This is a genomic window from Comamonas sp. MYb69, assembly GCF_037479315.1.
GTDB lineage: Bacteria > Pseudomonadota > Gammaproteobacteria > Burkholderiales > Burkholderiaceae_C > Comamonas.
In genome coordinates, this window is the sequence record NZ_JBBGZG010000005.1 from 58,489 (window position 1) to 81,870 (window position 23,382).

Sequence of the window (23,382 nt, forward strand, 5' to 3'; positions counted from 1 at the left end):
CAGCGTGGCCGCAATTTTACTTGGCTGCCTGCTTCTTGCGATCGACTGCCGCCTTGATGAAGGCATTGAACAGCGGATGGCCGGCCCAGGGGGTGGACTTGAACTCGGGGTGGAACTGCACACCGATGAACCAGGGGTGCACCGCCTTGGGCAGCTCGACAATCTCGGTCAGGTGCTCGCGCTGGGTCAGCGCCGAGATCACCAGGCCCGCCTTGCGCAGCTGGTCCAGGTACTGGGTGTTGGCCTCGTAGCGGTGGCGGTGGCGCTCGGTCACTACATCGCCATAGATGCTGTGGGCCAGCGAGTCCTTTTGCACATCGGACGATTGCGCGCCCAGGCGCATCGTGCCACCCAGGTCCGAGTTCTCGTCGCGGGTCTTGATGGTGCCGTCGGCATCCTTCCACTCGGTGATCAGCGCGATCACAGGGTGGGGGGTCTGGCGGTCGAACTCGGTGGAGTTGGCGTTGTCCAGGCCCGCCACATGGCGGGCGTATTCGATGGTCGCCACCTGCATGCCCAGGCAGATACCCAGGTAGGGCACCTTGCCTTCGCGGGCAAACTTGGCCGTCGAGATCTTGCCTTCGACACCGCGCGAGCCAAAGCCGCCGGGCACCAGGATGCCGTCATAGCTCTTGAGCAGCTCGGCCGCATCGCTGTCATGGATGGTTTCCGAATCCACGTGCGTGATCTTGACGCGCACATGGTTTTGCATGCCAGCGTGCTTGAGCGCTTCGTTGACGGACTTGTAGGCGTCCGACAGCTCGACATACTTGCCCACCATCGCGATGGCCACTTCGCCCTTGGGGTGCTCGGTCTCGTAGACCAGGTCATCCCAGCGCTTGAGGTTGGCCGGTGGCGTGTTCAGGCGCAGCTTGTCGCAGATGAGGCCATCGAGGCCCTGCTCGTGCAGCATGCGCGGCACCTTGTAGATGGTGTCCACATCCCACATGCTGATGACGCCCCAGGACTGGACGTTGGTGAACAAGGAGATCTTGTCACGCTCTTCCTCAGGCACCGCATGCTGGGCGCGGCACAGCAGCGCATCGGGCTGGATACCGATTTCGCGCAGCTTTTGCACCGTGTGCTGGGTGGGCTTGGTCTTGAGCTCGCCGGCCGCTGCAATGTAGGGCAGGTAGGTCAGGTGCACAAAGGCCGAGTTGTTCGGGCCGAGCTTGAGCGACAGCTGGCGCACCGCTTCCAGGAAGGGCAGCGACTCGATATCGCCGACCGTGCCGCCGATTTCGCAGATGGCGACATCGACTGCGTGGTCGGTGCCGATGCCGGCGCCGCGCTTGACGTATTCCTGGATCTCGTTGGTGATGTGCGGGATGACCTGCACGGTCTTGCCCAGGTAATCACCACGGCGCTCTTTTTCAAGAACGCTTTGGTAGATACGGCCGGTCGTGAAGTTGTTGGTCTGGCGCATGCGCGTTTCGATGAAACGCTCATAGTGGCCCAGGTCCAGGTCGGTCTCGGCGCCATCGTCCGTCACAAACACTTCGCCGTGCTGGAAGGGGGACATGGTGCCCGGATCCACGTTGATGTAGGGATCCAGCTTGATCAGGGTGACTTTGAGTCCGCGCGATTCCAAAATCGCTGCAAGGGAGGCTGAGGCGATTCCCTTGCCCAGGGAAGACACCACACCGCCAGTAACGAAGACAAATTTGGTCATGTCTTTTAGGGAGGTGGGAAATTCTGATTATAAAGGCGTATGCCCGCCTGTGCGGACAGCTGCGGTAAATGGGCTTCAACGGCCACGGGTTTGCGGCGCAGCAACCGCCGCCAACATAGCCGCTCTGCCACTGCTCTCTTGTCTGCTGCAGTGCAGCGGCCGCGCTGTGCCTCTGCTACATTGGCGGGCATGAACCAGCTCCATGGAAAACATATTGTCCTCGGCATGTCGGGTGGCGTTGCCGCATTCAAGTCTGCCGAGCTGTGCCGCCGATTGACCAAGGCGGGCGCGACCGTGCAGGTGGTCATGACCGAGTCGGCCACCCAGTTCATGACGCCCGTCACCATGCAGGCGCTCTCCAACCGCCCAGTCTATACCTCACAGTGGGATGCGCGCGAGCACAACAACATGCCGCACATCAACCTGAGCCGCGAGGCCGATGCGATTGTCGTGGCGCCTTGCAGCGCCGACTTTATCGCCCGCCTGGTGCAAGGCCGCGCCGATGAGCTGCTGAGCCTGTTGTGCCTGGCGCGGCCCATTGATACCGTGCCCTTGATCCTGGCCCCCGCGATGAACCGCGAGATGTGGGCCCACCCTGCGACGCAACGCAACCTGCGCCAGGTGCAGGCCGATGGTGCCGTGGTGCTGGGCGTGGGCAATGGCGACCAAGCCTGCGGCGAGACTGGCGACGGCCGCATGCTGGAGGCCGCCGAGATTGAGGAAGAGCTGCAGTATTTTTTCAGTGCCAAGGCGCTGGCAGGCAAAAAACTGCTGATCACCGCCGGCCCCACGTTTGAAGCGATTGACCCAGTGCGGGGCATCACCAACCTCTCGAGCGGCAAGATGGGCTTTGCGATTGCGCGTGCGGCGCAGGCGGCTGGCGCCGAGGTCACGCTGGTAGCCGGCCCCGTGCATGTGCCCACGCCGCGTGGCGTGCGCCGCATTGATGTGCAATCGGCGCAAGACATGCTGCAGGCGGTGCTGGCCAGCGTTGAAGGCGCCGATGTGTTTGTCGCCACCGCTGCGGTGGCCGACTGGCGCCCAGCCCGCGCGGCGGATCAGAAGATCAAGAAAGACGGCAGTGGCGAGGTGCCGCAACTGGCCTTTGTCGAGAATCCGGACATTCTGGCCACGGTCGCGCAGCTGCCTCGCGCCAAAAGCGGTGCTCTGTACTGCGTGGGTTTTGCCGCTGAGAGCGAAAACCTGTTGGCTAATGCCCAGGCCAAGCGACTGCGCAAGCAGATTCCGCTCTTGGTCGGCAATATTGGCCCCGCCACCTTTGGCAAGGACGATAACGCCTTGCTGTTGGTGGATGCGCAAGGCCATAAGGAGCTGCCCCATGCCAGCAAGGCAGTCTTGGGCGAGCAGCTGGTCGCCGAGATTGCCAAGCGCATCGCGCGCTAGTCCGGCCACATGCTTCGCAGATTGCAGCCGCCAAGATGGGCGGCTGTTTGCTGTGCATCAGTTCAACAAGGCCAGGATCTCGGCGTGCAGTTGGCGTGGCAGGCGGATGCCTTGCTGCGCACTCAAAGCCCGCGCGGCATAGCGCCGCTCGGAGGGCAGGCGTGCCCCCTGGCCTTTGATCGCGGCAAACAGGGCCTCGGCACGCGCCTGGTGGCCGGGCCAGTCTTCGCCAGCAAAGCGTTCAGGGTCAAAAGCCAGCACCAGGTGGCCATGGCAGGGCATGCCGCCGGCACCGGCGTCCAGCGCCATCGATTCCTGGCTGCCCAGATCTCCAATCAGCATGCCGGCCATCAACTCGACCATGGTGGCCAGGGCCGAGCCCTTGTGGCCGCCAAAGGTGCGCATCGCGCCCTGGGCTACGGCGGCCGGGTCGGTCGATGGCTGGCCCTGCGCATCGATGCCCACGCCTTCGGGCAGCGGGGTGCCGGCGCGGCGGTGCAGGTCCAGATCGCCGCGCGCAATGGCGCTGGTGGCAAAGTCAAATACATAGGGGTAGGGGCCCGGCCGGGGCCAGCCAAAGGCAATCGGGTTGGTGCCAAACACCCCTTTGCTGCCGCCGGCCGGGGCGACCCAGGCATGGCTGGGTGTCATCACCAGCGCGGCCAGGCCTTGGTCGGTGAGCATCTCCACCTCCGGCCACAGCGCCGTGAAGTGGCAGCAGTGGTTGATCACCAAGGCGCCCATGCCCAGCTGGCGCGTGGCAGCCACCAAGGGCGGCAGGCCCACTTCCAGCGCCCAGGGCGAGAAGCCGCGCTGGGCATCGACCCGGGTGATCGCGCCTTGCGTGGGCTGCAGCAGAGGAGGGGCTTGCAGGTCCACCAGGCCGGTGCGGATGGTGTGGGCCGCGCTCAGGATGCGGTAGGCGCCATGGCTTTGGCAGGCATCGCGCTGGCCTGCGACCACGATGCGGGCGATGGCCTGGGCATGGTCTGCGCTCAAGCCCAGGTGCTGCAATACCTGCAGCGCCAAGAGGTGCAGGTCGCTCTCGCTGATCAGCAGGCAGTCTTCTTGTCCTTGATCCATTCTTTTGCCGCCTCAGGCCTTGCTGCGGGGAATGCGGCCCATCAGATAGAACTCGTCATTGGGCTGCATGCCGGCAAAGCTGGCCATGCGGTTGCTCAGGCCAAAGAAGGCGGTGATGGCCGCAATGTCCCAGATGTCTTCGTCATCAAAGCCATGGGTGTGCAGGGCGCTGAAGTCCGCCTCGTCAATCTCCTGCGAGCGGGTGCAGACCTTCATCGCAAAATCCAGCATCGCGCGCTGGCGAGCCGAGATATTCGCCTTGCGGTAGTTGACGGCCAACTGGTCGGCCAGCATCGGGGCCTTGTCGTAGACGCGCACCAGCGCGCCATGCGCGACCACGCAGTACAGGCACTCGTTGTGCGCGCTGGTGACGGTGACGATCATCTCGCGCTCGGCCTTGCTCAGGCTGCTTTCCTCGCGCTCCATCAGCGCATCGTGGTAGGCAAAGAAGGCGCGCCATTCCGCCGGGCGGCGTGCAAAGGCCAAAAACACATTGGGGATGAAGCCGGCCTTTTCCTGCACCTGGGCGATGCGGGCCTGGATGTCCTCGGGCAGGCTCTTGAGATCGGGCAGGGGGTAGCGCGCAGTTGCAGCCATGGTCATGTCTCCACAGGGTTGTTCTGCGGACCATCATAGAGGCAAGCCCTGCGCTGGGCCTGCCTGTTGGTGACTACTGCAGGGGATGGTCAGTTTGCGCTGAAAGGGCGGCCGCGCAGCTTGGTGCCGGGCGCAATGCCCTTTTGCTTGAACCAGCCCTGGTTCATCTCCAGCACATAGCGCACCGGCTTGCTCGAGCAGTGCGAGTCTTCCGTCATCGGCTGCATATCGGCCAGGTTGACGATGGTGCCGTCGTCACTGACAAAGGCGGCGGTCAGCGGCAGGATGGTGTTCTTCATCCAGAAGCACTGGGTGCCGGGGCGGTCAAACACAAAAAGCATGCCTTCGTTGGCCGGCATCTCCTTGCGGAACATCAGGCCGATTTCCTTCTCGCGCGCCGTCTGCGCCACCTGCGCATGGATGCGGTGCATGCCGGCTGTCAGCTCGGTGCGGGCCAGCTGCATCTGGGGCTCCCCGGTGGGCGCCGCCTGCTGCGCCGCAGCCGGCAAGGCCGCAGCCAGTGCGCAGGCCAGGGCCGATGCGGCAAGGCAGCGCTGAGCGAGGCGGGAAGAACGGATGGCCAAGGGGGTGGGGAACATGGTGGTCAGGACTCTCACAAAGCAGGGTGCACGAGATGTGCCGTGGCGGCGCAGCGCGCCATAGCCGGTTTTATACACCATGCCAGCCTTGCTGCGCGTCCGCTGTGCCATGCCCGGTGCCGGGATCAGATGTCACAGTTTGTGCAGCCGGGCCCGGCCGGTATTTGTCGATAGAATCGTTGGCGGTAACACATGCGCCTGGTGCCTGGTGTGGGGCTGGGCGAAGAATCAGATTGGGAGATTTGTGACAATGCGTGCTCAACATATCCAGCAACCCGAGGGCGGGCAGGCCATCACGGCCAATGCGGACCACAGCCTGTGCGTGCCCGACCAGCCCATCATCCCCTTTATCGAAGGTGATGGCGTGGGCCGCGACATCACGCCGGTGATGCGCAAGGTGGTGGATGCAGCGGTGGCCCAGGCCTATGGCGAGGCCCGCCGCATTGCCTGGATGGAAGTGTTTGCCGGTGACAAGGCAGTTGGCCTGTATGGCGAGGGCCAAAGCCTGCCCCAGGAAACCATGGATGCCATCGGCCAGTACCTGGTTGCCATCAAGGGACCATTGAATACGCCAGTGGGCGGCGGCATCCGCTCGCTCAACGTCACCCTGCGCCAAACGCTGGACCTGTATGTCTGCCTGCGGCCGGTGCGCTACTTTGAAGGCGTGCCTTCGCCGGTGCGCGAGCCCCATAAGACGCATATGGTGATCTTCCGCGAGAACTCCGAAGACATCTATGCCGGTATCGAGTTTGCCGCAGGCTCGGACCTGGCCGTCAAGCTGATTGCCTTTTTGCAGCAGGAGATCGGCTCGCAGAAGATCCGCTTTCCGCAAAGCTCGGGCATCGGCATCAAGCCCGTCTCGCGCGAAGGCACCGAGCGCCTGGTGCGCCAGGCCATCCAGTACGCGATCGACCATGACAAGCCCAGCGTGACCTTGGTGCACAAGGGCAACATCATGAAGTTCACCGAAGGTGCGTTCCGCGACTGGGGTTATGCGCTGGCCAAGAAGGAATTCGGCGCCGAGGTCATCGACGGCGGCCCCTGGATGCGCCTCAAAAGCCCCAAGGATGGCTCCGAGATCATCATCAAGGATGTGATTGCCGATGCCTTCTTGCAGCAGGTGCTGCTGCGCCCGGCCGATTACTCGGTGATTGCCACCCTCAACTTGAACGGCGACTACATCTCGGATGCGGTGGCCGCGCAGGTGGGCGGCATCGGCATTGCGCCGGGTGCCAATCTGTCGGACCGGGTCGCGGTGTTCGAGGCCACGCATGGCACGGCGCCCAAGTATGCGGGCAAGGACTATGTCAACCCCGGCTCGCTGATCCTGTCGGCCGAGATGATGCTGCGCCATATCGGCTGGAGCGAAGCGGCGGACCTGATCATTGCCGCGATGGAGGCCACCATTGCCTCCAAGCGCGTGACCTATGACTTTGCGCGGCTGATGGATGGCGCCACGCAGGTCAGCACCTCGCGCTTTGGCGATGAGATGATCAGCAATATGCAAGCTGCCTGACCTTCCACCGGTGGGGCGCGCATCTGGCCGCGCCCCGCCTCTTACCTTGTTGCCCATGGCCATGGACACACCGCACATCATCGACACTGCGCGCCAGGTGCTGGAGATCGCGGCGACGATTGCGTTTGCGCTGTCCGGGGTGATCAAGGCGGCGCACAAGAAGCTCGATGTCGTCGGCGTCTGCGTGGTGGCCTTTGTGGCCGCGTTTGGCGGCGGCACCTTGCGCGATTTGCTGCTGGACCAGCGGCCCTTTTTCTGGGTGCGGCAGGAGACCTTTGTCTGGGTGATCCTGGGCATCAGCCTGCTGGCCATCATTTTTTTGCGGCAGCGCCATTTTGCGCTGACCGAGCGCGCCATGCTCTGGCCCGATATGCTGGGTCTGGGCCTGTTTGCCGCGGTGGGCGTGGACATGGCCGCCGAGCAAGGGCTGCCCGCGCTCATTTGCGTGATGATGGGCGTGATCACCGGGGTGTTTGGCGGGGTGTTGCGCGATGTGATGTGCGGCGAGATCCCGCAGGCTTTCCGTGACCACCAGCCCTATGCGGTCTGCGCTTTTGTCGGCGGCTGGGTAGATCTGCTGCTGCGCAGCTCGCCCGTGCCAGAGATGGCGCCGATGCTCGGCTGCGTGTTCGTCACCGCCGGCCTGCGCGCGATTGCGCTGTGGCGGCATTGGCGGCTGCCGAGCTGGCGGGTGGAATAGGCAAGGTTGTAGCAAGAGGAGTTGTGCAGGCATGGGAAAAAAATTTGCATGGTCACTGCTGGCGCTGCTGGCCTTGGTGGGCGCCGCTGCCATCTGGTACCTGGCGGGCAAGACCTATGAAATCCGCATCAGCCAGGCGCAGCTCGAGCAAAAGCTCGCCGAGCGCCTGCCGCTGACGCAGCGCTACCCGCTGGTCTCCGTCACCATGGCGCAGCCCCGGGTGCATTTGAATGAGGACAGCGAGCGCGTCGACTTCGGGCTGAACATGACCGTCACGACCAACACGAGCGGCAGCCAGCTGCTGGGCGCGCAGATCGATGTGTCTTCCTCCTTGCGCTATGACGCCGAGCGCGGCGCGATCTTTCTGGACCAGCCGGTGATGGACAAGCTGGTGGTGCAGGGCCTCGATGAGCGGCGCACGGCGATGGCGCAGGTGGCGCTGGAGGCCGCCATGGCCTCGTACCTGGCCCAGCAACCGATCTACACGCTCAATGCATCGGACACGCGCCAGCGCGTTGCGCGCATGGCGGTGCGCGATATCAAGGTTGACAAGGGCGTGCTCGTCATCATTCTGGGCCTGTGATGCCGCGCTTTTTCTATATTCTCAAAACACCATAAATTAACAAAAATATATTCGTTTGAGTTTTAAGTACAAAAGTCCACAATTTGCTACATCACTTCATACAAACGGGTAGCAGAACATGAAACTGGGTGGATTGAAATCTTTGGTGGTTGCCGCAGCGGTGGTGGCCAGTGGTTCGGTGCTGGCACAAAACCAGCTGCTCAATGTCTCGTATGACGTGGCCCGCGAGTTCTACAAGGACTACAACACGGCCTTTATCGCCCATTACAAGAAGACCAAGGGTGTCGACATCAAGGTCGACCAGTCCCATGGTGGCTCGAGCGCCCAGGCGCGTGCCGTGTCCGAAGGCCTCGCCGCCGATGTGGTGACCTTCAACACCACGACCGACGTGGAGTTCCTCGCCGAAAAGGGCGTGGTTGCCAAGGACTGGGCCAAGAAGTTTCCCAACGACGCATCGCCCACCACCTCGACCATGCTGTTTCTGGTGCGTAATGGCAACCCCAAGGGCATCAAGGACTGGGATGACCTGATCAAGCCTGGTGTGCAGGTGGTGGTCGTGAACCCCAAGCTGGGTGGCAATGGCCGCTACGCCTATCTGGCCGCCTGGGGCCAGGCCCGTGAAAAGGGTGGGTCGGACGCCGATGCGCAAGCCTACATCAGCAAGCTGTACAAGAACGTGCCGGTGCTGGCCAAGGGTGGGCGCGATGCGACGGCCGCCTTCCTGCAGCGCAATGTGGGCGATGTGCTGATCACCTTTGAATCCGAAGTGGTCTCCATTGACCGCGAATTTGGCAAGGGCAAGGTCGATCCGGTCTACCCATCGGTGAGCATCACCGCTGAAAACCCGGTTGCCGTGGTCGAGCGCACGGTCGAGAAAAAGGGCACGGCCGAGCTGGCCAAGGCCTACCTGGACTTCCTCTACTCCGATGAAGGCCAGGAAATCGCCGCCAACCATGCGATCCGCCCCCGCAGCGAAGCGGTGCTGAAAAAGCACGCCGACGTGTTCAAGCCGATCAAGCAGTTCACCGTGGGCAAGTACTTTGGCAGCCTGGGTGAAGCGCAGAAGACCCATTTCAGCGACGGCGGCTATTTCGACAAGCTGTTCACCGAACCCAAGAAGTGATGAGCCAGCAGCAGCGCCCGCCAGCCGGGCGCTGACTGCGTATTTCCTGTAGATTTTTGCCGATCGGAATCCATGTCAGCTGCCATCACTGCCCCGGCCAACGCCGTGCCCAGTGCCAAACGCCGGAGTGCCAAACGGGTACTGCCAGGCTTTGGGCTCACCCTGGGCTACACCATTTTCTACCTCAGCATCATTGTGCTGATCCCGCTGGCGACCTTGCTGTTCAAGACCTTTGAGCTGACCTGGGACCAGTTCTGGACCACGATCTCCGCCCCCATTGCCGTGGCCGCCTACAAGGTCACCTTCGGTGCCTCACTGATCGCCGCGCTGGTGAACCTGGTGTTTGGCATGCTGATCGCCTGGGTGCTGGTGCGTTACAAGTTTCCGGGCAAGAAGATCGTCGATGCGCTGGTCGATCTGCCTTTTGCGCTGCCCACGGCCGTCGCCGGCATCTCGCTGACCGCCTTGCTGGCCGACAACGGCTGGATTGGCCAGTACTTTGCGCCGCTGGGCATCCAGCTGGTGTTCAACCGCGTGGGTATCGTGTTTGCGCTGATCTTTATCGGCCTTCCGTTTGTGGTGCGCACGGTGCAGCCGGTGCTGGAAGATTTTGAAAAAGAGCTGGAAGAGGCTGCCGGCAGCCTGGGCGCCTCGCGCTGGCAAACCTTTTACAAGGTGATCCTGCCCGCGATCGGTCCCGCCTTGCTGACCGGCTTTGCGATGGCCTTTGCCCGCGCGGTGGGCGAGTATGGCTCGGTCATCTTCGTCTCCAACAACATCCCGATGGAGTCGCAGATCACGCCTTTCGTCATCATGGCCAAGCTGGAGCTGCATGACTATGCCGGTGCCACCGCCATTGCGATGGTGATGCTGGTGATCTCCTTCGTGCTGCTGCTTCTCATCAACGGCCTGCAAAGCTGGCAGCGCAAGCGTGCGGGGATCTAAACCATGCCAACCATGTATCTCGTATTGATTGCCATCGTGGTGGTGGTGCTGGGCACGGTGCTGGCGCGCTACCAGTATGTGGCCCGCCATGTGCCCGAAGTGCAAAGCACCGTGACCGAGCCGCGCTGGGTGCGCTGGACCCTGACCGGTATTGCACTGACCTTCATGCTGCTGTTTTTGCTGCTGCCGCTGGTGGCCGTGTTTGTCGAGGCGCTGCGCAAGGGTTGGGACACCTATGTAGCAGCGCTCACCGAGCCCGATGCCTGGTCGGCCATCAAGCTGACCTTGATCACCGCGCTGATTGCGGTGCCGCTGAACCTGGTATTTGGCGTGGCAGCCGCCTGGGCGATTGCCAAGTTCGAATTCAAGGGCAAGGCCTTGCTGACATCGCTGGTGGACCTGCCGTTCTCGGTGTCTCCTGTGGTGGCGGGCCTGACCTATGTGCTGCTGTTTGGCGCCAATGGCTGGTTTGGCAGCTGGCTGGAGGCCCATAACCTCAAGGTGATCTTTGCCGTGCCGGGTATTGTGCTGGCCACCGTGTTCGTGACCTTCCCCTTCATCGCCCGGGAGCTGATTCCGCTGATGCAGGCCCAAGGCAATGACGAGGAACAGGCGGCCATTGTGCTGGGCGCATCGGGCTGGCAGACCTTCTGGCGTGTGACCCTGCCCAATATCAAATGGGGCCTGTTGTATGGCGTCATCCTGTGCAATGCGCGGGCCATGGGCGAGTTTGGCGCGGTCTCGGTGGTCTCGGGCAGCATTCGCGGCCAGACCAATACCATTCCGCTGCATGTCGAGATTTTGTATGCCGACTTTCAGTCTTCTGCAGCCTTTGCAGTGGCGTCGCTGCTGGCCTTGCTGGCGCTGGTGACCCTGGTGCTCAAATCGATCGCCGAGTGGCGTGCCGAGAAAGAGCACAAAGAGGCAGCCAGCCTGCCGCCCGAGCGGCCGCGCGATGACAGCGCAGCCACGGCATAAACACGGTATTTTCGAGGTCGGATATGAGCATTGAAATCCAAAACATTTCCAAGTCGTTTGGCAGCTTTAAAGCGCTCAATAACGTCAACCTGGACATCAAATCCGGTGAACTCATCGCGCTGCTGGGCCCCTCGGGCTGCGGCAAGACCACCTTGCTGCGCATCATCGCCGGTCTGGAGTCAGCCGACCAGGGCACCATCCAGTTCAGCGGTGAAGACACTACCGATGTGCATGTGCGCAACCGCAATGTGGGCTTTGTTTTTCAGCACTACGCGCTGTTTCGCCATATGACGGTGTTCGAGAACGTGGCCTTTGGCCTGCGCATCAAGCCGCGCAAGGAGCGCCCGAGCGAAGCCCAGATTCGCGAGAAGGTGATGAGCCTGCTTAAGCTGGTGCAGCTCGACTGGATCGCAGACCGCTACCCCTCGCAGCTGTCGGGCGGCCAACGCCAGCGCATTGCGCTGGCCCGCGCGCTGGCGGTGGAGCCCAAGGTGCTGCTGCTCGACGAGCCCTTTGGCGCGCTCGATGCCAAGGTGCGCAAGGAGCTGCGCCGCTGGCTGCGCCGCCTGCACGATGAGCTGCATGTGACCAGCATCTTTGTGACCCATGACCAGGAAGAAGCGCTGGAAGTGGCCGACCGCGTGGTCGTGATCAACAAGGGCCAGATCGAGCAGGCCGGCACGCCGCAGGAAGTCTGGGACAGCCCGGCCAGCCCCTTCGTCTACGGCTTTCTGGGCGATGTCAACCTGTTCCATGGCCGCGCCACCGGCGGGCATACGGTGGTGGAGGGGGGCGTGCAGATCGATTCGCCAGAGTTCGCCTCGGCCAACAATGCCCTGGCACTGGCCTATGTGCGGCCCCATGAGCTGGATGTGGAGCGCTATTCGCCCGGCCAGGAAAAAGACGCCGATGGCCGCCAGCGCGGCATCGTCGCCCAGCTCGACCGCGCGATTGTGGTCGGCCCCATCGCCCGTCTGGAACTTATTGCCATCGGCGGGCACCAAGCCCAGGGTGCCGAGGCTTCGAACAGCGACAAGCTCATTGAGGCGCAGATTTCTGCGCAGCAGTTCAAAGCCATGGGCCTCAAGGAAGGCGAGACGCTGGTGGTGACACCGCGCCAAGCCCGAGTTTTTCTCGATCAAGCAGCCAATATCTAGTGCCCTGACGCTCGCGCCTGCGGCTGAAGCTGTGAGACCCGGTTCTGCCCATGGGGCGGAGCCGGTTTTCTGGTTTCAGGCCCCTGCAGGTCTGTACGCGTAAGATGGCGGGGTTGGCAGCATAAGGACATGACTTGAACTGGATCTGGAACGCACCGCGCCGCACCTTGGCGCTGATTTTTGTGGCCTGTGCGGCCATGATGGCTTTTGGCATGTATTTGCAGCACGTGGTGGGGCTGGAGCCCTGTCCGATGTGCATCGTGCAGCGCTACTGCCTGATTGCGGTTGGTGTGCTGGCGCTGCTGGGCAGCCTGCGGCCCTCGTCGGCCGGCTGGTGGAAGAGCTTTGGCGGCCTGGCGCTGCTGTTCTCGGTCTTTGGCGCCTTCACCGCAGCGCGCCAAAGCTGGCTGCAATGGAACCCGCCAGAGTTCGCCACCTGCGGGCGCGACTTCTACGGCATGATCGAGAACTACCCGATCAGCCGCTCGCTGCCGATGATTTTCCGTGGCTCGGGCGATTGCACGGCCATCGACTGGACCTTCCTGGGTCTGTCGATCGCCAACTGGTCCTTCCTCGCCTTTGCCGCATTCAGCATCGTGCTGCTGCTAGCCTTGTTCAAGGCCAAGCGCTGAGCTGCTGCGATCTGCCGACCAACGCCCCTTTCTAGGGGCGTTTTTTATGGCCGATTTGGGTGGGTGACGGCTTGGCTGCCCTTTATCGCCAATGCGACTGGTGTGCGTGATAGCCAGCTTGTGCAGAAAAACGGCCGCACTAATATGCTGATCTGACAGGCATCGAGACAGGCCCGATGGCCCGGCTCATTACAACGAACAAGCAACAAGGAGATCGCATGATCAGCTATGACGTCACCGGCTTTGGTGAACCCCTGGTGCGCAGCGAGCGCCCAACCCCCGTACCGACCGGAGACCAGGTGCTGGTGCGCATTGAGGCCGCAGGCGTGTGCCACTCGGACCTGCACATCTGGCATGGCGAATACGACCTGGGCAATGGCAAAAAGCTGTCGATGGCCGACCGCGGCATGAAGCTGCCCTTGACCCTGGGCCACGAAATTGCAGGCGAGGTGGTGGCGATGGGCCCGGACGCCAAGGGTGTCGAGATCGGCAAGCGCTATGTGGTCTTCCCCTGGCATGGCTGCGGCGAATGCAAGGTCTGCAAGCGCGGTGATGAGAACCTGTGCCTGGCTGGCAAATCTATGGGCGTGTACCAAAATGGCGGCTACGCCGACCATGTGCTGGTCAACCATGCCTACTACCTGGTGGATATCGGCGACATGCCCGCCGAGCGCGCTGCGCCCTATGCCTGCTCGGGCCTGACCACCTACAGCGCGATCAAGAAGATCTCCCCCCAGGTGTTCAAGGACGAGAAGGTCGTGCTGTTTGGCGCTGGCGGCCTGGGCCTGATGGCCATCTTGCTGATGAAGGCCATGGGTGGCGCTGGCGTCGTGGTGGTCGAGCCCGATGCCAGCAAGCATGCGGCGGCATTGAATGCGGGCGCCGATGTCGTCATCGATCCCAAGTCGGCGGACTTTATCGCGCAGGTCAAGCAGGCTGCCGGTGGTGCCGTCTGGGCCATCATTGACTGCGTGGGCTCGAGCCAGACCGTGCAGCAGGGCATCGACATGCTGACCAAGGGCGGCCACCTGGTGCAGATTGGTCTGTTTGGCGGCCATGTGGATCTGCCCACCCCCACGCATGCGATCCGCGCCATTACCTACCAAGGCACCTATGTGGGCAACCTCGGTGATCTGCGCGAGCTGATCGCGCTGGTGCGCGACAAAAAACTGAGCCCGGTGCCAACGACCTGCATGCATTTCAGCAAGGCGTTCTCGGCGCTGGTGGCGCTGGAGCAAGGCAAGGCCGTGGGACGCCTCATGCTGACCCCCAATGAGGAGGCGGTGGCCTGATTCTCCGGCCGCTGAACCCGATTGCCACGGGCCAGGCCTTGGCCATGCAAAAAGTCCGCGAATGCGGACTTTTTTCGTGGAGCGGCAGGCGCTTATTCTTGCGTCTCCAGGGTCGGCACGGAGCCGGACTTGACGACGATCTGGAAAGGGCCAACGCTGACTTGGTCACCCGCATACAGAACCTGGCGCTTGACGCGGCGGCCGTTGACAAAGATGCCATTGGTGCTGTCATGGTCCTCGACCATCAACAGGCCAATATAGTAGCTAAAGGCCCCATGGTCGCGGCTGATGCTCGGGTCGCTCAGGAAAAGACCGCTGCTCGGACCTCGGCCGATGGCCGTGCAACCGCGTTCCAGCTGGATGGCGCGGGGAGGGGATTGCAGATCAGAGCGAACAAGGATTTCCGGCAACATGGTGAGCTCCTAGAGGAACTGGCTATTAAAAGGTCTGGGCGGATTATGCATCTATTATTCGCTCACAATTGATACACATTGCCAATCATTGTCATAGCTGCGGCCAATGCGCAAAAACTATGAAAAAAACCAAACAAAAACAAAGAATCTAAAAGATGGGTGGGCGATTGTAGGGGTTAGTACCCGTCCTCGGTGCCGGCTTTGTGGCAATCCCTACTGTTTTGCTCGGCGGCCTGGGTCTTGGTTTGGCCCCGGTCCTCGGTAGCTCAGCAGCGAGCACGCATCTGCTGCCTCGATAGGCGGGTGGACAAGCTTGATACTTACGCTGTGCACCATCCGCACCCTTTATCACCATGGCCCAGCAGCCCGCATATGCAAGGAATACGCTGTCCGATAACAGGCGGCTGTAAGCCTTTCCCCACTGCCTGACAAGTGGTGCACCTAACTTTTTCCGGCTCGTCCCACGCTATCGTTGAGCCATCCCAACGTTGCTTTGCAACATCACTGAAGGAAAAAGCATGAATAAGAACCAAGTTGCAGGTGCCGTCAAAGATGCGGCTGGCAAGGTCCAGCAAAAGGTCGGCGAGGCGGTCAACAGCCCCGAGCAGCAGGCCAAGGGCATTGCCAAGCAGGTGGAAGGCAAGACCCAGAAGGCAGCGGGCCATGTGCAAGAGGCGGTCAAGGACGCCGCCAAGCAATAAGGAGCTGACGATGAAATCCAAGTCTATTTTGATGCTGGGCGCATTTGCGGTCACGATGGCTGCAGGCTCCGCCTTTGCGCAGACGCAAGTGCCCGTCGCCGGCGGTGTAAAGCTGGGTGTGGAGCAGACCGAAATCCAGGCCGTTGCCACGGGTTGGAGCCTCAAGAAGTCGGTTCTCGGCAAGAGCGTCTACAACGAAGAAGGCAAGTCCGTGGGCAAGATCGACGACGTGATCGTTGCGCCCGACAAGGCCGTCTCTTATGCCATCATCGGTGCTGGTGGCTTCCTGGGCGTTGGCAAGCATGATGTGGCGATCCCTGTGGGCCACTTCCGCGTGCAAAATGACAAGATCACATTGCCGGGTGCGACCAAGGATGCGCTCAAGGCATTGCCTAAGTTTGAGTACGCCAAGAAATAATTGCTGCGTCGATGATCAGACATGAAAAGCCCCGAAAGGGGCTTTTTTGCATTGCATGACTCTTGCCATCTGACAGCTGCCATTGCCTGACCCATCGCTCCAGCCTTATCAGCGTTTTGGGATGCGATTTTTGGGATTGCGACTGCAGCCTGCCATAGGAGAATATGGCCTGCCCGACTGGGATCGAACCAGTGACCCACAGCTTAGAAGGCTGTTGCTCTATCCAACTGAGCTACGGGCAGATGCTTGATTGATGGAGGTGCCTGCCTTGATGGGCTTAACCTCAACCGAAGATTTGCGGAGCGGTCCGCACTGGTCATCTTTGCTTTTATGACTGGGCGTCATTATGCACTGAATCAACCTCTCCAGACTCGCCACAGAGGCGGTCAAGCCAAAAGAGGGAGAAGGGTTAGATGGCTATGCTTGTTGCTGCCAGCGGGCAGCTCGCCAGCTGGAAAAAGCAATGCCCGCAGTTCCAAAATACTGCGGGCATTTTCTACTCTGGAGGCAGCCATGCACCGGTCAATGTATAGCGCCCAGGGTCGAGTAGCGCTTATTCGGTCTCTTCGTAGACCAGCGAGGGGTTGTTCATCGACCGGGCCACATCGTTGAGGCTGGAGATGATGTGGTTGGCGAAAAAGCTGCTTTGCGTGTCGGGCTCCAGCGCCGCAATCGCCACATTGGCCAGCGACTGGTTCAGCGGCACGTAGTAGCTGCCTTCGGGCACATCGATGGCGACGCGCTCCAGGCCGACCTTGACGCGCTCCACGCTTTGCTGCCCTGGGCCCAATACATCGCTCTTGGCGCTGCTGCTGCGTTCTTGCTCCTGGTAGGTGTCGGCCAGCAGGTTGCCGGGCTCGGCCACGCGCAGCACCTGCAGGCCCAGCGCGCGCAGTTTGTCGACAGCGTCGGTGGCATTGCCCGCCAGCCAGTAGCCGCAAGGGCGTGCGCGCTTGGGGCCGGGGTTGAGCTTGACGGAGGAGTGCCAGTCCACTTCCTGCTGCATCTCCTCACCCGTTTGCGGGTCGAGGAAGACCACGCGGCGCTTTTCCGTGGTTTGTTGCGCCTCCAGCGTGAACTCGCCCCGGCAGGCCTGGGAGGCGATGTCGCGGTTCGCGTAGTTGCGCACCTGCTCGAGCTCCTTGGTGCGCTGGGCGGTGGTCTGCAGTGCAGAGGCGAGCGCCACATACTGGCTGTGTACGCGGCGCTGGATATGCGCGCGGCCAATGCCGACACCTCGCGTCTCGACCAGCATCGTCGCGGCGTTCTTGAGCGCGTTCACATTGCGGCCCGTATCGGGGCGCACACCGCCCATGGACAGCGACAGGTCCTGCGGGTCGCGGGTGGTGGTGTAGTACCAGTTGGTGCTCTGTCCTTGCTCGGTCAGCGCCTTTTGCATGGGCAGCAAATACCATTCGGTCGACGCCTTGGCGATGAACTCATGCACATTGGCGGTGGTCGGCGTTTGCAGCAACGCGTCATAGCGCTGCACGCCCTTGAACTTCTCCAGATAGCGGCCAGCCACGGTGAACTCATGGGCATCAAATACCGCAATGGGGCGGTAGATGCGGCTGAGCTTGGCCAGCGCCTGGGCTTCGGGCGTCTGCAGCAGCAGATGGTCGCGGTTCATGTCCAGGCCGTTGGCGGTGCTGCGCCGGCCAGCCGCCGCTCCATCGGGGTTGGCGCGGGGCACCAGCAGCACATTGATCTTGTCGAGCACCGATGCCAGTGGGCCTTGCTTGAGGTCCTGGGCCAGGGCCAGCAGCGCTTCGCTGCCGGCGGGCTCATCACCGTGCTGCTGGCCAACCAGCAGCACGGTAGGGCGCTGGCTTTGGTCCAGGTCATGCAAGCTGGTGCTGGCAGCGCGGGTCAGCAGCAGCGCCAAAATGGGCTGGCCATCCTGCGAGGTGCCGGCCGTGACCAGCTCGGCCTTGGTGCCGGACTGGCCTGGCGTGGCCAGTTGGCGCAGCCACTGGCCCAGCTCGGCATTGCTGGTGTAGGTGGTGCGGCCTGCGCTCAGTCCTGGCGTGGCGTAGCTGCGCTCGGGATCGGGAAATCGGGCAGCGACTTCGTCGCTCTCCTTCCATCCGCCCAGAGGGCTGCCTTGCAGCGGAACCGTCTCGACCGGGGTGGAGACCACGCCGGCGCTGCCGATGCCCGGGATCTGCACGGGGCTGGGGCCGCTGGCCGGTTTGGTGGTCACCGTCCCGGGCGCTGGCTGGCCGCCCGCGATGGGCGTGCTGTTCCAGGCTGGCAGCGGCGTGCTCGAGCAGGCCGACAGCGCGAGCGCTGCGGCGATGACAGTCAGGCTGGTCCAGCCTGGTATCGCGCGCTGGGTGGATGGGGATACTGCGTCGGGTTTCATCATCGTTGTTGTGCGTGACGAATCACGCCCCTCCTGAAAAATACGTTGCCATTATGCAAAGCCGCGTGGGGCTTTCACGTAGGATGGGTGCGAAACAATAAGTTTCCGTGCGTATCTTGAAACACACTGTGTCGGCGGCATTATCAGCCGCTGCGGTGCCGCCTGGCGGGCGGGTTCCTCGGAGGCCCCCAAGGGTTCAGCTGCGCGTTGCAGCGAGCTAGGCGCCGTCGTTCGACCGCTCGAATGTACCAGCCGAATCCAGGTCGGGCGATAAATCCCCGGCACTTGCGCCGGGTGTCGATGCCCGCATGCGCAGCAGCGCGCGCACAAAACCGTGGTCCGAGCGGCTGCGGTCGCGCCCTTCATGCAGGTGGTCGTTGAAGTAATCCACGCGGCGCACATCGCCCACGGCATGGCGGCTGCGTGGGTCGAATTCCTCGCTGACCAGAATCTGGTCGAGCACTGCGGGCGCCCCTTGGTGGATGTGGGAATAGGCCACATCTTTTTTCAGCGCGGCATCGCCCAGCAGATCAAAGGCATTGAACAGCGCACGATCGCGGGCCTTGCGGTCATAGGCCACTTCGGAGCTGGCAGAGATCATCTGCGTGGTGACGCTGTCGGGCGTGTCATTGAAGTCGCCCAGCACCACCAAGGGCATGCGCGTGTGCCGCAGCAGGTCGATTACCAGGCAGCGCAGCGCCGTGGCCTCCACGCCGCGCATGACCAGCGAGCGCAGGGAGGCCAGCGCGGCGATCTTGGGATTGTCGCGGTCTTCGAGCGGATTGCCATTGGCATCGAGCAGGAACTTGGGGCGCTTGGATTTGAGGTGGCAGGTCAGCACCGTGAGGATCTGGCCGCGCTTCATCTGCAAGGTGGCCACGAGCGGCGGGCGCTCAAAGCGGGTATGGACGCCCAGGCCCGGAATGGGCTGGCCCAGCCCGGCGGGAAAATCGGTGAACGAGCGCATGGCCAGTACCTTCAGCCGCGTAGCCAGCCCCACGCGCGGGGTGCCGCTGGCGCCAGACCGGCCCTCGCTGTTTTCTGCACCGGGCACGGCCGCATAGTGGTAGTGCAGGCCGCTGGCGGCCAGCGCCTCGCTGAAGGCCGCTTCGTCCCACACCTCCTGCACGGCCAAAATATCGGCGTTCAGCGTCTGAAAGCGGCCGCCCAACCACTGCACTTTGCGCTCGTACTGCGCTCTTGTGTAGGGCGCCTGGTTGGCGTAGAACTCCCGCTCGGGCAGCGCAAGATTGAGCACATTGCAGGTGGCGGCCGTCAAGGTGTCGGGAGCCAGGGCGGGCGCTGCAGGGTTGGCAGCGGAAGAGGGCATAGAAAAAGGCCGCATGAAACTCGCTTTCGAATGCGGCCTAACCCTAGCGGAATTGGGCGTCCAAATCAACTGCCATCAGCGATGGCGACAGAAATGCGACGGCCCAGAACGCTGTTGACGCGATTTATCGCGAGAAGGAGTGGTTGCGGCCACCTCGGCCGCCACCACCACCGCCGCCATTGCGGTTGCCACCGCCAAAGCCGCCGCGGCGGCCGCGCTCGGCCATGCTGTCCACGCTGGTGCGCATCGGATCGGGCTGGGCCGCGCCGCTGCGGCGGTGATCACGGCCGTCGACCGTGCCGCCAAACTGCGTGCCCAGGTGGGCATCAGCGCGTGGCTGGCGTTCGTTGTCCTGGCGCGGGCCGCGACCTGCACCGGCGCCTGCTGGGCGTGGGCCTTGCGATTGGCGCTGTGGGCCGCGTGCCTCAGTCGATGGGTGGCGTGGGCCTTGGCGGCCGTCGCGGCGTGGTGGGCGCTGCTCACGGCGTGCCTGGTCCATGCCTTCGCCGCCAAACTCTGCACCGCCTTCGGCGCGCTCAGCGCGTGGGCCGGGGCTGCGCTTGGCGCTGCCGCCGCGCTGGCCACCACCTGCGTTACCGCCACCGGGGCCGCGTGCTACCTTGTTGGTGCGCACGCGTTCCATCATTTCCTGGCGCGCAGCCTTGGCTGCTGCCTGCATCACATCACGGCCAGGGGCCTTGCCTGCGCCGCCCCAGATGGTCTGGCGGCCCATGGCGATGGGCTCGGCCTTCTCGCCTTCTTCGGGGCCAAAGCCTTCGAGCACCTGCACAGGAATGTCCTGCTTGGTAAAGCGCTCGATGTCCATCATGAAGCCTTCTTCATCCATGCACACCAGGCTCACGGCATTGCCTTCGCGGCCGGCGCGGCCGGTGCGGCCAATGCGGTGCACATAGTCTTCCGAGACATTGGGGATCTCGTAGTTGACCACGTTGGGCAGCTCGTCGATGTCGATACCGCGCGCGGCAATATCGGTGGCCACCAGCGCGCGCAGGTCGCCGGACTTGAAGCCTTCGAGGGCCTGGGTGCGGGCGCTTTGGCTCTTGTTGCCGTGCAAGGCCATGGCAGAGACGCCATTCTTGCTGAGGTATTCGGCCACATTGTTGGCGCCGAACTTGGTGCGGGTGAAGACCAGCACCTGGCTCCAGTTGTTCTCCTGCACGATGTGCAGCAGCACCTGCTTTTTCTTGCCGCGGCCCACGGGGTGGATCACCTGCTTGATGCGCTGCACCGTGGTGTTGCGCGGCGTCACCTGGATGGACTGCGGGTTCTTCAAGAGGCCATTGGCCAGCTCGCGGATTTCATCGCTGAAGGTGGCCGAGAACAGCAGGCTTTGTTTGTCCTTGGGCACCAGGGCCAGCACCTTCTTGACGTCGTGGATGAAGCCCATGTCGAGCATGCGGTCGGCTTCGTCGAGCACCAGGATCTCGACCGTGGACAGGTCCAGAAAGCCTTGCTGCTGCAGGTCGAGCAGACGGCCAGGAGTGGCCACCAGCACATCGACGCCCTTTTTGATGCGGTCGATCTGCGGGTTCATGCCCACGCCACCAAAGATGACGGTGGACTTGATGTCCAGATGCGTCGCGTAGAGGCGCACGTTTTCTTCAACCTGGGCCGCCAGCTCGCGGGTGGGGGCCAGAATCAGTGCGCGGATGGCCTTGTTGCCCCATTTGTTGCGGCTGCCTTCGGATTGGGTCAGGCGCTGGAGCATGGGCAGCGTGAAAGCGGCCGTCTTGCCAGTGCCCGTCTGTGCGCCGGCCAGCAAATCGCAGCCTTGTAGCACGAGCGGGATAGCCTGGGCTTGGATAGGGGTAGGCGTGTCGTAGCCTTGTTCGCGCACAGCCTGCACAATGGCAGGTGCCAGATTCAGTTCTTCAAAGTTCATTGGATCAGATGCGTCCAACCTGGACGCTGGGTATCGGCCTCGTCTAAGCAATTTTTTGGAATAATTGCAGCCAGTCAGGTAGGCAGATGGGTTCAAAGAGGGAGCCCGGAACTGTGTCCATCGTCCCCAGCATTAGCGCTGAAGTCCTAGGCAACTGGAGCCTTTGACTGCGGGTATTGTCGCATGCACCGATAATCCCAGGGTGGCCGCGATCAAAAATCGCATATTTTTTTACTGATTTACCAAAAGAACACATGGCTCAATACGTTTTTTCGATGAACAACGTCACCAAGACGGTTCCTCCGAAGCGACAGATTCTGAAGGGTATTTCTCTGAGCTTTTTCCCGGGCGCCAAGATCGGTGTGCTGGGTCTGAACGGTTCGGGAAAGTCCAGCTTGCTCAAGATCATGGCGGGCGTCGACAAGGAGTTCGAAGGCGAAGCCATCCCGATGGCGGGACTGTCGATTGGCTACCTGCCGCAAGAGCCCCAGCTCAACCCCGAGCACACCGTGCGCCAGGCGGTTGAAGAGGCGATGGCCGAAGTCAACAATGCCAAGGCACGCCTCGAAGAGGTCTATGCCGCTTATGCCGAAGAAGACGCCGACTTCGATGCGCTCGCTGCCGAGCAAGGCCAGCTGGAAGCCGTGATCGCCGCTGCTGGCACCGACTCCGAGCACCAGCTCGAAATCGCGGCCGACGCGCTGCGCCTGCCCGCCTGGGATGCCATCGTCGGCCAGCTGTCTGGTGGTGAAAAGCGCCGCGTGGCGCTGTGCAAGCTGCTGTTGTCCAAGCCCGACATGCTGCTGCTCGACGAGCCGACCAACCACTTGGACGCCGAATCGGTGGACTGGCTCGAACAGTTCCTGCACCGATTTACCGGCACCGTGGTGGCCATCACCCACGATCGCTACTTCCTGGACAACGCGGCCGAATGGATTCTGGAACTGGACCGTGGCCACGGCATTCCGTACAAGGGCAACTACTCCGACTGGCTGCTGCAAAAGGGCAACCGTCTGGAGCAGGAACAAAAGGGCGAGGAAGCCCGCGCCAAGGCCCTGAAGAAGGAGCTCGAATGGGTACGCCAGAACGCCAAGGGCCGCCAGGCCAAGTCCAAGGCCCGTATTGCCCGCTTTGAAGAGCTGAGCGATTACGAATACCAGCAACGCAATGAAACCCAGGAAATCTTCATTCCTGTGGCCGAGCGTCTGGGCAGCCGCGTGATCGAGTTCAAGAATGTCTCCAAGGCCTTCGGCGACCGTCTGCTGATCGACAACCTGAGCATGAACATTCCGGCGGGCGCCATCGTCGGCATCATAGGCCCCAACGGCGCGGGCAAGTCCACGCTGTTCAAGCTGATCGCCGGCAAGGAGCAGCCTGATTCGGGTGAGGTCGAGATCGGCCAGACCGTGAAGATGGCCTTTGTGGACCAGCACCGTGATGCGCTGGCCAATGAAAAGACCGTGTGGGAGGATATCTCCGGCGGTCTGGACATCATCAACGTGGGCAAGTTCCAGATGGCCTCGCGTGCCTATGCGGGTCGCTTCAACTTCAACGGCCAGGACCAGCAAAAGAAGGTGGGCAACCTCTCCGGTGGTGAGCGCGGCCGCCTGCACCTGGCCAAGACCCTGATCCAGGGCGGCAATGTGCTGCTGCTGGACGAGCCCTCGAACGACCTGGACGTGGAAACCCTGCGTGCACTGGAAGACGCCTTGCTGGAATATGCGGGTACAGTATTGGTCATTTCCCACGACCGCTGGTTCCTGGATCGCATTGCGACCCATATCCTGGCGGCGGAAGGGGATAGCCAATGGGTATTTTTTGATGGAAACTATCAGGAATACGAGGCAGATAAGAAGAAGCGGTTGGGAGAAGAAGGGGCAGCGCCCAAGCGGATGCGCTACAAAGCCCTGAAGTAAACCCACACCGTACGCCCGTCGCTTTCGCCAAGCGCCGGGCGTTTCAACTGGGAGA

21 protein-coding genes and 1 tRNA gene are annotated in these 23,382 nt (G+C 62.3%); 13 read left to right on the forward strand and 9 right to left on the reverse strand.

What is annotated here, in order from left to right; all coding sequences use genetic code 11:
• Nucleotides 1-16: 16 nt before the first annotated feature.
• Nucleotides 17-1,672 (reverse strand): CTP synthase, encoded by a 1,656-nt coding sequence (locus WH303_RS08560; protein ID WP_021028242.1) that lies wholly within the window; start codon nt 1,670-1,672, stop codon nt 17-19.
• Nucleotides 1,673-1,861: 189 nt separating this feature from the next.
• Between WH303_RS08560 and coaBC the strand changes: the two genes are divergently transcribed.
• Nucleotides 1,862-3,076, forward strand: a complete 1,215-nt coding sequence (gene coaBC / locus WH303_RS08565) for a bifunctional phosphopantothenoylcysteine decarboxylase/phosphopantothenate--cysteine ligase CoaBC (RefSeq protein ID WP_339517964.1) — start codon at nt 1,862-1,864, stop codon at nt 3,074-3,076.
• Nucleotides 3,077-3,133: 57 nt separating this feature from the next.
• Here the strand turns inward: coaBC and WH303_RS08570 are convergent, their stop codons facing one another.
• The 3 genes from WH303_RS08570 to WH303_RS08580 all read right to left on the reverse strand — a co-directional run bounded on the left by WH303_RS08570 (nt 3,134) and on the right by WH303_RS08580 (nt 5,355).
• Nucleotides 3,134-4,159, reverse strand: coding sequence for an Ldh family oxidoreductase (locus WH303_RS08570; RefSeq protein ID WP_339517966.1), 1,026 nt, complete (start codon nt 4,157-4,159; stop codon nt 3,134-3,136).
• A gap of 12 nt (nt 4,160-4,171) precedes the next feature.
• Nucleotides 4,172-4,756: a peroxidase-related enzyme gene (locus tag WH303_RS08575; protein ID WP_339517967.1), complete on the reverse strand. Its 585-nt coding sequence runs from the start codon at nt 4,754-4,756 to the stop codon at nt 4,172-4,174.
• A gap of 89 nt (nt 4,757-4,845) precedes the next feature.
• Nucleotides 4,846-5,355, reverse strand: coding sequence for a DUF192 domain-containing protein (locus WH303_RS08580; RefSeq protein ID WP_021028239.1), 510 nt, complete (start codon nt 5,353-5,355; stop codon nt 4,846-4,848).
• 250 nt (nt 5,356-5,605) lie between these two features.
• Here WH303_RS08580 and icd point away from each other — a divergent pair, with 250 nt between their 5' ends.
• The 9 genes from icd (at nt 5,606) to WH303_RS08625 (ending at nt 14,281) form a co-directional block, all read left to right on the forward strand.
• Complete coding sequence (gene icd, locus WH303_RS08585; RefSeq protein WP_021028238.1) at nt 5,606-6,871, forward strand: NADP-dependent isocitrate dehydrogenase; 1,266 nt, start codon at nt 5,606-5,608, stop codon at nt 6,869-6,871.
• Nucleotides 6,872-6,932: 61 nt separating this feature from the next.
• Nucleotides 6,933-7,571: a trimeric intracellular cation channel family protein gene (locus tag WH303_RS08590; RefSeq protein ID WP_312988337.1), complete on the forward strand. Its 639-nt coding sequence runs from the start codon at nt 6,933-6,935 to the stop codon at nt 7,569-7,571.
• Nucleotides 7,572-7,602: 31 nt separating this feature from the next.
• Nucleotides 7,603-8,154 (forward strand): DUF1439 domain-containing protein, encoded by a 552-nt coding sequence (locus WH303_RS08595; protein ID WP_021028236.1) that lies wholly within the window; start codon nt 7,603-7,605, stop codon nt 8,152-8,154.
• A gap of 118 nt (nt 8,155-8,272) precedes the next feature.
• Nucleotides 8,273-9,277: a sulfate ABC transporter substrate-binding protein gene (locus WH303_RS08600; protein ID WP_021028235.1), complete on the forward strand. Its 1,005-nt coding sequence runs from the start codon at nt 8,273-8,275 to the stop codon at nt 9,275-9,277.
• Nucleotides 9,278-9,349: 72 nt separating this feature from the next.
• Entirely contained in the window at nt 9,350-10,222 is an 873-nt protein-coding gene (gene cysT / locus WH303_RS08605; protein WP_021028234.1) for a sulfate ABC transporter permease subunit CysT, read from the forward strand.
• Between the two features lie 12 nt (nt 10,223-10,234).
• Entirely contained in the window at nt 10,235-11,200 is a 966-nt protein-coding gene (gene cysW / locus WH303_RS08610) for a sulfate ABC transporter permease subunit CysW (RefSeq protein ID WP_312988335.1), read from the forward strand.
• A gap of 23 nt (nt 11,201-11,223) precedes the next feature.
• The gene (locus WH303_RS08615; RefSeq protein ID WP_339517970.1) at nt 11,224-12,357 is read left to right on the forward strand and encodes a sulfate/molybdate ABC transporter ATP-binding protein; all 1,134 of its coding nucleotides are present in this window, start codon (nt 11,224-11,226) and stop codon (nt 12,355-12,357) included.
• A 134-nt stretch (nt 12,358-12,491) separates the two neighbouring features.
• Nucleotides 12,492-12,989, forward strand: coding sequence for a disulfide bond formation protein B (locus tag WH303_RS08620; RefSeq protein ID WP_021028232.1), 498 nt, complete (start codon nt 12,492-12,494; stop codon nt 12,987-12,989).
• A gap of 218 nt (nt 12,990-13,207) precedes the next feature.
• Nucleotides 13,208-14,281 carry an alcohol dehydrogenase gene (locus tag WH303_RS08625; protein ID WP_021028231.1) on the forward strand — a complete coding sequence of 358 codons (1,074 nt, stop codon included), beginning with the start codon at nt 13,208-13,210 and terminating at the stop codon, nt 14,279-14,281.
• 92 nt (nt 14,282-14,373) lie between these two features.
• On the opposite strand, the gene WH303_RS08630 is transcribed toward WH303_RS08625, so the two are convergent.
• Nucleotides 14,374-14,694, reverse strand: coding sequence for an FHA domain-containing protein (locus WH303_RS08630; RefSeq protein WP_084635905.1), 321 nt, complete (start codon nt 14,692-14,694; stop codon nt 14,374-14,376).
• Between the two features lie 518 nt (nt 14,695-15,212).
• On the opposite strand from WH303_RS08630, the gene WH303_RS08635 reads away from it, so the two are divergent.
• Both WH303_RS08635 and WH303_RS08640 read left to right on the forward strand, forming a co-directional pair.
• On the forward strand, nt 15,213-15,395 hold the full coding sequence (locus tag WH303_RS08635) for a CsbD family protein (RefSeq protein WP_339517971.1): 183 nt from the start codon (nt 15,213-15,215) through the stop codon (nt 15,393-15,395).
• 31 nt (nt 15,396-15,426) lie between these two features.
• Entirely contained in the window at nt 15,427-15,813 is a 387-nt protein-coding gene (locus WH303_RS08640) for a PRC-barrel domain-containing protein (RefSeq protein WP_445228270.1), read from the forward strand.
• Nucleotides 15,814-15,978: 165 nt separating this feature from the next.
• Here the strand turns inward: WH303_RS08640 and WH303_RS08645 are convergent.
• From WH303_RS08645 to WH303_RS08660, 4 genes are all read right to left on the reverse strand, one after another.
• A tRNA-Arg gene (locus tag WH303_RS08645) sits at nt 15,979-16,055 on the reverse strand.
• Nucleotides 16,056-16,366: 311 nt separating this feature from the next.
• Nucleotides 16,367-18,181: a M14 family metallopeptidase gene (locus tag WH303_RS08650; RefSeq protein ID WP_339517975.1), complete on the reverse strand. Its 1,815-nt coding sequence runs from the start codon at nt 18,179-18,181 to the stop codon at nt 16,367-16,369.
• Between the two features lie 214 nt (nt 18,182-18,395).
• Nucleotides 18,396-19,508, reverse strand: coding sequence for an endonuclease/exonuclease/phosphatase family protein (locus WH303_RS08655; protein WP_339517977.1), 1,113 nt, complete (start codon nt 19,506-19,508; stop codon nt 18,396-18,398).
• A 124-nt stretch (nt 19,509-19,632) separates the two neighbouring features.
• On the reverse strand, nt 19,633-21,411 hold the full coding sequence (locus tag WH303_RS08660) for a DEAD/DEAH box helicase (RefSeq protein WP_339517979.1): 1,779 nt from the start codon (nt 21,409-21,411) through the stop codon (nt 19,633-19,635).
• A gap of 254 nt (nt 21,412-21,665) precedes the next feature.
• Here WH303_RS08660 and ettA point away from each other — a divergent pair, with 254 nt between their 5' ends.
• Nucleotides 21,666-23,327 (forward strand): energy-dependent translational throttle protein EttA, encoded by a 1,662-nt coding sequence (gene ettA, locus WH303_RS08665; RefSeq protein WP_027010548.1) that lies wholly within the window; start codon nt 21,666-21,668, stop codon nt 23,325-23,327.
• Nucleotides 23,328-23,382: the final 55 nt, after the last annotated feature.